Origin of the sequence: Bacillus sp. JJ1122, from assembly GCF_036964885.1 — a bacterium.
In the GTDB taxonomy this organism is placed as follows: Bacteria; Bacillota; Bacilli; order Bacillales; family Cytobacillaceae; genus Mesobacillus.
This window is the reverse complement of the sequence record NZ_JBALQL010000001.1, coordinates 233,835-243,167: the sequence shown is the minus strand read 5'-3', so window position 1 is coordinate 243,167 and position 9,333 is coordinate 233,835. Positions and strand designations below refer to the sequence as shown.

General features: G+C 42.2%; 4 protein-coding genes. All 4 read left to right on the top strand.

What is annotated here, in order from left to right; genetic code table 11:
* Positions 1–147: 147 nt before the first annotated feature.
* The 4 genes from V7201_RS01180 (at position 148) to V7201_RS01165 (ending at position 9,183) form a co-directional block, all read left to right on the top strand.
* Positions 148–1,290 carry a 1-deoxy-D-xylulose-5-phosphate reductoisomerase gene (locus V7201_RS01180; protein ID WP_335374950.1) on the top strand — a complete coding sequence of 381 codons (1,143 nt, stop codon included), beginning with the start codon at positions 148–150 and terminating at the stop codon, positions 1,288–1,290.
* A 62-nt stretch (positions 1,291–1,352) separates the two neighbouring features.
* Positions 1,353–2,615 (top strand): RIP metalloprotease RseP, encoded by a 1,263-nt coding sequence (rseP, locus tag V7201_RS01175; protein WP_335374949.1) that lies wholly within the window; start codon positions 1,353–1,355, stop codon positions 2,613–2,615.
* 191 nt (positions 2,616–2,806) lie between these two features.
* Positions 2,807–4,510 (top strand): proline--tRNA ligase, encoded by a 1,704-nt coding sequence (locus V7201_RS01170; RefSeq protein ID WP_335374948.1) that lies wholly within the window; start codon positions 2,807–2,809, stop codon positions 4,508–4,510.
* Positions 4,511–4,857: 347 nt separating this feature from the next.
* On the top strand, positions 4,858–9,183 hold the full coding sequence (locus tag V7201_RS01165) for a PolC-type DNA polymerase III (protein ID WP_335374947.1): 4,326 nt from the start codon (positions 4,858–4,860) through the stop codon (positions 9,181–9,183).
* The last annotated feature ends 150 nt before the right edge of the window (positions 9,184–9,333 follow it).

The window sequence follows — 9,333 nt, the reverse complement described above, 5'->3', positions numbered from 1 at the left end:
AATCAACAGCCTTATTTAACAGAGCCAAAAAAAATAAAGAAAATCAATGCATCTCATTAAGCCATCGACTCTGTTTTGGTGAAGTCGAATAGGGAAAGAACTGGTGAAGCCAGCAATACTCGTTTATGTTGTTTAGGAGTGAAGTTTGTGAAAAAAATCAGCTTGTTAGGTGCTACAGGATCGATTGGAATTCAAACCCTCGATGTAATCAGGGAGCATCCAGAAGAATTTAAATTAATATCAATGTCTGCTGGCCGAAATATAGAACTTACCAGAAAAATTATTAGTGAATTTTACCCGGAGCTAGTTTCCGTCCAGGAAAAGTCAGATGCTGAAACTTTAAAAAGTGAATTCCCGAAAATAAAAATTGTTTATGGGAGTGAGGGCCTTGAAGAAGCAGCTGTCTTTCATAAGTCCGAGATCCTTGTTAACGCAGTCCTAGGAAGCGTGGGATTAAGCCCAACATTAGAGGCGATAAAAGCAAAAAAAACGATTGCCATTGCCAATAAGGAAACTCTGGTTACAGCCGGACACATCGTCATGGAGGAAGCGAAGCGCCATAATGTTTCCATCTTGCCTGTAGACAGTGAGCATTCTGCTATTTTTCAAGCCTTGCAAGGCGAAAGAGAAAAAAATATTGAGAGGCTGATTCTGACTGCTTCTGGAGGCAGTTTCAGAGACAGAACGAGGGAAGATTTAAAAGGTGTAACTAAATCAGATGCCTTGAACCATCCAAATTGGTCCATGGGGGCGAAAATAACCATTGATTCAGCTACTATGATGAATAAAGGACTTGAAGTAATTGAAGCACATTGGCTATTTTCATTGCCATATGACAGAATATCAGTCCTGCTTCATCGAGAAAGCATCATCCATTCAATGGTAGAATTTCATGATACAAGCATCATAGCCCAGCTCGGAACCCCAGATATGAAGGTTCCTATACAATATGCTCTTACATATCCAGACAGGCTGCCGCTAAGATCGGGAACAAGGCTGAATCTTGCTGAAATCGGAAAGCTGCATTTTAAGGAAATGGATTATGATCGTTTTCGATGTCTAAAATTTGCATACGAAGCCGGAAAAGCGGGCGGTACTTTGCCTGCAGTTATGAATGCGGCCAATGAAGCGGCAGTCGCTGCCTTTTTGGAGGACAAAATCACTTTCCTGCAAATTGAAGACATGATCGAAAAAGCAATGGACGCCCACAAAATAATAAAGAACCCGAGCCTTGAAGTGATTCAAGAGGCTGATAAAGATACGAGAAGCTTTATTCTTTCACTGTTATAAAGCAATAGGTTTTCAAAATTCAAAGAAGTGGATTCTTATCCTTAAAAAGGTGGTTAGATAATTTGAATACAGTTATTGCCTTTATTGTCATTTTTGGAGCCCTTGTATTCTTTCATGAATTGGGGCACTTAATCTTTGCCAAGCGTGCAGGCATCCTATGCCGTGAATTCGCAATAGGCTTCGGCCCAAAGGTATTTTCCCATAAGAAAAATGAAACTACCTATACCATTCGTCTTTTGCCAATCGGCGGATTTGTCCGTATGGCAGGCGAAGATCCAGAAATGATTGAGATTAAACCCGGTCACCGGGTAGGCTTATTGTTCAATGGCAACGAAGAAGTTACCAAAATCATCCTCAATAACAAGGAAAAGTTTCCTGATGCACGAATTATTGAAGTTGAGAAAGCTGATATCGAACGCGATCTTTATATTAAAGGATATGAAGAGGGCGAGGATGACACGCTTATCAAATCGTTCCCGATCAGCAAGACAGCAGTGCTAGTAGAAAATGGGACTGAAACCCAAATCGCTCCATTTGACCGGCAATTCGGTTCTAAAACATTAGCACAGAGGACAATGGCCATTTTTGCTGGACCGATGATGAACTTCTTGCTTGCAATGGTCATTTTTATCATTCTTGCCATTTTCCAGGGGATCCCGTCTAATGAACCTGTATTGGGCAAATTGACGCCAGATGGCAGTGCGCTCGATGCAGGCTTAAAAGAAGGCGACATCGTAAACAGTATTGAAGGCTCTGAAGTGTCGAGCTGGCAGGATGTAGTCGAAATCATTCGCAAGAATCCGGGAAATGAACTTGATTTTTCCATTGTCCGTAACGGGGAAAATATAGAGCTGCCTGTAACACCCGAATCAAAAACAGTTGAAGGTGAAAAAATCGGACTGATCGGGGTATATAGCCCTGTTGAAAAATCTCCTTTAAAATCAATTTCGTATGGGATTAAAGAAACCTATTTCTGGACGACAGAAATCTTTTCTATGCTTGGTAAACTGATCACCGGCCAATTTTCGATTGATGCGCTCTCTGGTCCGGTCGGGATATATGTTTCAACAGATACAGTTGCTAAGTCCGGGATTTTTTATTTAATGAAATGGGCAGCGATTCTGAGCATTAACCTTGGAATCATGAATCTCCTGCCTTTCCCAGCCCTTGATGGCGGAAGGCTGACATTCTTTGCAGTTGAAGCATTAAGAGGAAAGCCAATCGATAAGCAAAAAGAAGGCATGGTGCACTTTATCGGATTCGCCATTTTAATGTTGCTGATGCTCGTTGTAACCTGGAACGACATCCAGAGATTCTTCCTGTAATATTTTCCCGATAACTAAGCAGTTATTTTTTCCTGTCTGGTTAATACCAGGCAGGTCAATTTTTTAATAAGTAGGCTGTGTTAAAATTCAATGTTAATTTTTAATCACCTGTTGATTGGAGTGAAAATCAACAGACAAGTTTTACAGAGCCAATAAGTAAAATCTTCTATATCCTAATGAGGTGTAAATCAATGAAGCAAAGTATGACGCTTATTCCTACTTTAAGAGAAGTTCCATCAGACGCAGAAGTAAAGAGTCACCAGCTGTTGCTGCGTGCGGGTTTCATTCGCCAAAATGCCAGCGGTGTGTATACATATATGCCTTTGGGCCGGAAAGTCCTTCAGAAGGTTGAAGCAATAATCAGAGAAGAAATGAATAATGCAGGTGCTGCAGAATTATTCATGCCTGCATTGCAGCAGGCAGAACTTTGGCAGGAATCAGGCCGATGGTATTCCTATGGTCCCGAGCTAATGAGATTAAGAGACCGTCATGATCGGGAGTTTGCTCTAGGAGCAACCCATGAAGAGGTGATCACTAGCCTTGTTCGTGACGAAGTTAAATCTTATAAGCGCCTGCCTTTAACACTCTATCAAATCCAGACAAAATTCCGTGATGAAAAACGTCCTAGATTTGGACTTTTGCGAGGCCGTGAATTTATCATGAAGGATGCATATTCCTTTCATGCCACACAGGAAAGCCTTGATGAAGTATACGAGCGTCTTTTCCAGGCATATACAAATATATTTAAACGCTGCGGCCTGAATTTCCGTGCGGTTATTGCCGACTCAGGAGCGATGGGCGGTAAGGATACACATGAGTTCATGGTTCTTTCTGATATCGGTGAAGACACAATTGCTTATTCTGATACGTCTGATTATGCGGCCAATATTGAAATGGCTCCAGTCACCGCTGTATATGAAAAGAGCGGGAAGCAAGCAAACGAGCTTGAGAAAATCCATACTGAAAATAAGAAATCTATTGAGGAAGTATCTGCATTCCTGCAAGTAGAGGAAAAAGAGTGCATTAAATCATTACTGTTCAAAGTAGATGAGCGATTTGCACTAGTTTTAGTCAGAGGCGACCATGAAGTGAATGATATCAAGTTGAAAAACTACTTTGAAGCATCCGTTGTGGAATTGGCAGATGCCAATACAACAAAGGAAGTTCTTGGCTGCTCAGTTGGTTCAATAGGTCCTATTGGAATTGAAAATGTAGAGGTTGTAGCTGACCATGCTGTTGAAGCGGTTGTCAACGGAGTTTGCGGAGCGAACGAAGAAGACTACCATTATCAAAATGTTAATCCTGAACGCGACTTCAAAGTGAGTGCATATGCTGATTTCCGCTTCATTAAGGAAGGAGATCCTTCTCCTGACGGGAACGGAACAATCGTTTTTGCCAAAGGTATTGAAGTTGGACATGTCTTCAAGTTAGGAACTAGATACAGTGAGGCAATGAATGCTGTATTCCTGGATGAAAACGGCAGGACACAGCCAATGATCATGGGCTGCTACGGTATCGGTGTTTCCCGCACAATGGCAGCAGTTGCGGAACAATTCAATGATGACAACGGTCTCGTTTGGCCGGGGAATATTTCTCCATTCGATGTCCATCTTATTGCTATCAATATGAAGGATAGTGAGCAGGCTGCTTTAGCAGAGGAGTTATATGCTAATATGAAGACTTCCGGACTGGATGTGCTTCTAGATGACCGCCAGGAACGTCCAGGCGTGAAATTCGCTGATTCCGACCTGATCGGCCTGCCTGTCAGGGTAACGGTTGGGAAAAAAGCGAGTGAGGGCATTGTCGAAGTGAAAACCCGTAAAAATGGCGAAATGCAGGAAGTCCATAAGGATCAGCTTGCTGAAGCGCTTAAGATTATATTGCAAGAACTTTAGAAGTGGAGCGGGTCCTGATTTGGGACCCGCTTTTTAAATGTAAGGTCATGAAAAAGGGAATCTGTATGGCGAATTCACATACCTCATTTTGCACTTATTTTTGCATGGATGTCTCTGTTAAAGATGATTGTTGATTCTTAGGTCTGTTAATTGGAGTGGAAATCATATTTAAGGTTAGCAGAGTCAAATGGAAAATCCAAACACAGGTAACCGCAGCGCCATTTTGTGATATAATAACCTTTGCTTATATTGAACTCATAATGATCTTAATATTAATATTAATATTAGGCTGATGCCTGTCAGATAAAGAAATATTACATGCTTTTCAGAGGGGAGGAGATGTAACCATGGGTGATCTTTCTACGGGGAAAAAGGAAAGGTTTCAGCTCCTGCTGCAGCAGCTGCAGCTTACAGAGGATACAATTGTCACTCACTTTCGCAATGCTGAAATTGATAGAGTGGTTGTTGAAAAACAGGCGAGGAAGTGGCATTTTTATTTTCAATTTGAAAATATCATTCCCTGCGATCTATATAGCAGGTTCACCAGCGAGCTTGAACGAGCTTTTTCACATATAGCCAAAATTTCATACACGGTAAACGTGCTCGAACAATCAATTAATGACCAGCTAATACTTGAATACTGGAAATCTTGCGTGAAAGAAATAGATGGAATCGCACCTCCGCTTTTAAAACTTTTAAATGAACAAAATCCAAAAATCCAGGGTACGAAAATCATCTTAAGTGTAAGAAATGAAACAGAAGGTCTTGCAATAAAAAGAAAATATGCAGGTATTATTACGGATATATACCAGAGTTTTGGTTTTCCTTTAATGACTATTGATACGGAAGTGATTGAAAACAGCACTTCTGATGAATATGAAAAGTTCATGAAGGCGAAAGAGAAGGAAGATCAGGAACGCGGATTGATGGCCATGATTGAAATGCAGAAGAAGGAAGCGGAAAAAGCACAGGGTGATGGCGCACCTCAAGATGGCCCTCTTACAATTGGCCTTACGATCAAGGATGATGCTGATTTTCGCAAACTGGATGAAATCGTGGATGAAGAACGCAGAGTTGCCATTGAAGGATATGTTTTCTTTGCAGAAACGAAGGAACTGCGAAGCGGCCGGACTTTGTTAACATTCAAAATTACAGATTACACTAGCTCCATCATGGTCAAAATGTTTTCTCGCGATAAAGAAGATGCGGCTCTTTATCAGCGTGTCACAAAGGGAATGTGGCTTAAGGTTCGCGGCAGCATTCAGAATGATACATTCGTACGTGACCTTGTCATGATAGGCAATGATATCAATGAAATAAAGGCGAAGGGTAGAATCGATACAGCTCCTGAGGGAGAAAAAAGAGTAGAACTACACCTTCATTCACCGATGAGCCAGATGGATGCAGTCACACCTGTCAGCGCACTAGTCGCACAGGCTGCAAAGTGGGGTCACAAGGCAGTTGCCATTACAGACCATGCAGTTGTTCAGTCCTTCCCAGAGGCTTACGGGGCAGGTAAGAAAAATGATATCAAGATTCTGTATGGTGTTGAAATCAACCTGGTTGATGATGGTGTACCGATTGCCTATAATGATGCGCATCGCATGCTGGCAGAAGATACGTATGTCGTATTTGACGTAGAAACAACAGGTCTTTCAGCCGTTTACGATACGATCATTGAACTCGCTGCTGTCAAGATCCGTAATGGCGAAATCATTGACCGCTTTGAGTCATTTGCCAACCCGCATCACCGTCTGTCAGCCACAACAATCAATTTAACCGGGATCACCGATGATATGGTCCGCAACGCACCAGAAGTAAGCGAGGTGCTTCAAAGATTCCATGAGTGGACGGAAGACAGCGTACTGGTTGCGCACAATGCTTCCTTTGATATGGGCTTCTTGAATGTTGGTTATAAAAAAATCGGTATAGGTAAGGCGACAAATCCGGTTATAGATACACTAGAATTAGGCCGTTTCCTTTATCCAGATATGAAGAACCACCGATTGAATACATTGGCTAAGAAATTCGACATCGAATTGACCCAGCATCACCGTGCGATTTACGATGCTGAGGCAACCGGGTACCTTTTGCTAAGGATGCTAAAGGATGCTGCTGAAAAAGGGCTGGAGTACCATGACCAGCTGAATGACAACATGGGTCAAGGTAAAGCATACCAGCGTGCTCGTCCTTACCATGCTACTTTGCTTGCACAAAATGAAGCCGGTTTGAAAAACATTTTTAAATTAGTATCAATTGCACATATTGATTATTTTTATCGCGTCCCTAGGATCCCTAGGTCTGTATTGAATAAGCACAGAGAAGGTATCCTGATTGGCTCCGGTTGTGATAAAGGGGAAGTATTTGAGGGTATGATGCAGAAGGGCCCAGAAGAGGTGGAGGAAGCAGCGCATTTTTATGATTATTTAGAAGTGCACCCTAAACAAGTTTATGCCCATCTGCTTGAAATGGAATTGGTGCGGGATCAAAAAGCGCTCGAGGACATCATTTCAAATATCGTCAAACTGGGAGAGAAATTAGAATTGCCGGTCGTAGCAACCGGAAATGTCCATTACCTGAATGAAAATGATAAAATCTACCGCAAGATTTTAGTCAGTTCACAGGGTGGTGCCAACCCGCTGAATCGCCACGAACTACCGGATGTCCATTTCAGGACGACAAACGAGATGCTGGATGCTTTTAAATTTTTAGGCTCTGAAAAAGCAAAGGAAATCGTTGTAGAGAACTCAAATAAAATTGCGGATATGATTGATGTCATTAAGCCGATCAAAGATGACCTTTATACACCAAAGATCGAAGGCGCAGATGAAGAGATGCGGAGCATGAGCTATGGAATGGCCCGCCGTATCTATGGGGACGAACTTCCTGAAATAGTAGAAGCGCGGCTTGAGAAAGAACTGAAAAGCATTATAGACAACGGATTCGCTGTTATCTATTTGATTTCTCATAAGCTTGTTAAGAAATCGTTGGATGATGGGTATCTAGTTGGTTCGCGTGGATCTGTCGGATCATCCTTTGTAGCAACGATGACCGAAATTACAGAGGTAAACCCGCTGCCACCGCATTATGTATGTCCAAAATGCAAAAAGTCGGAGTTCTTCAATGATGGATCCGTAGGTTCCGGTTTTGACTTACCTGACAAAGACTGCCCAGATTGCGGCATAAAATACACGAAAGACGGTCATGATATCCCGTTTGAGACTTTCCTTGGATTTAAAGGGGACAAGGTTCCCGATATTGACTTGAACTTCTCAGGAGAATATCAGCCAAGAGCGCACAATTACACGAAGGTCCTGTTCGGGGAAGAATATGTTTATCGTGCAGGAACAATTGGCACGGTCGCTGATAAAACTGCGTACGGATACGTAAAAGGTTATCAGGGAGACAATAATCTTCAGCTCAGGGGTGCTGAGATTGACCGGCTTGCTTCTGGATGTACCGGCGTTAAAAGAACGACAGGACAGCACCCGGGTGGAATTATCGTAGTACCGGACTATATGGATATTTATGATTTTTCTCCTATACAGTTTCCAGCGGACAGTAATACATCGGAGTGGAAAACAACCCATTTTGATTTCCATTCAATCCATGACAATCTTTTAAAGCTCGATATTCTAGGACACGATGACCCGACCGTGATCAGGATGCTTCAGGATTTGAGCGGTATTGATCCTAAAACAATCCCGACGGACGATCCAGAAGTCATGAAAATATTCAGCGGTACGGAATCCCTTGGTGTTACAGAACAGCAAATAATGTCTAAAACTGGTTCCCTTGGTATTCCTGAATTTGGTACACGTTTCGTTCGCCAGATGCTTGAAGATACAAAACCAACTACATTTTCTGAGCTAGTACAGATCTCCGGTCTTTCCCACGGAACAGACGTATGGCTGGGAAATGCCCAGGAATTGATTCATAACAAGACATGTAATTTAAGCGAAGTTATCGGCTGCCGTGATGACATCATGGTATATCTGATCTATCAGGGACTGGAGCCGGCTTTCGCTTTTAAAATCATGGAATCGGTTCGTAAAGGTAAGGGCTTGAGTGATGAAATGGAAGAGGAAATGCGCAAAAACAAGGTGCCGGAATGGTATATTGATTCTTGTAAAAAAATCAAGTACATGTTCCCTAAAGCACACGCAGCTGCCTATGTATTGATGGCGGTGAGGATAGCGTATTTTAAGGTTCATCATCCACTTATGTACTATGCTGCCTACTTTACGGTAAGAGCAGATGACTTTGATGTCGATGCAATGGTACGCGGTTCTGAAAGCATCCGCGCAACGATCGAGGAAATAAATGCAAAGGGTCTTGACGCCTCTACGAAGGAAAAGAACTTGATGACTGTAATGGAACTTGCTCTTGAAATGTGCGAGCGTGGATTCAGCTTTGCCAAAGTTGACTTATATAAATCCAGTGCATCTGAATTCATCATTGAGGGAAACACCTTAATCCCGCCATTTAATGCAATACCTGGGCTTGGCACGAATGCTGCCATCAATATTGTCAAATCAAGGGAAGAAGGAGAATTCCTGTCCAAAGAAGACCTTCAGCAGCGGGGTAAGATTTCCAAGACGATTCTAGAGTACCTTGACAACCATGGCTGCCTGCAGGGGATGCCAGACCAGAATCAGTTAAGCTTATTCTAAAAAATTCCTGATGCTTACATGACACAGACCATTGTAACAAGAAGGCCAAAACTTTTTGAAACAGCTAAATGATAAGCCTTGACAATGCCTTTGGATTGGTATGTATTTGCATTAAATACCTGGTTATGTTATATTTTTATTGGAAATACT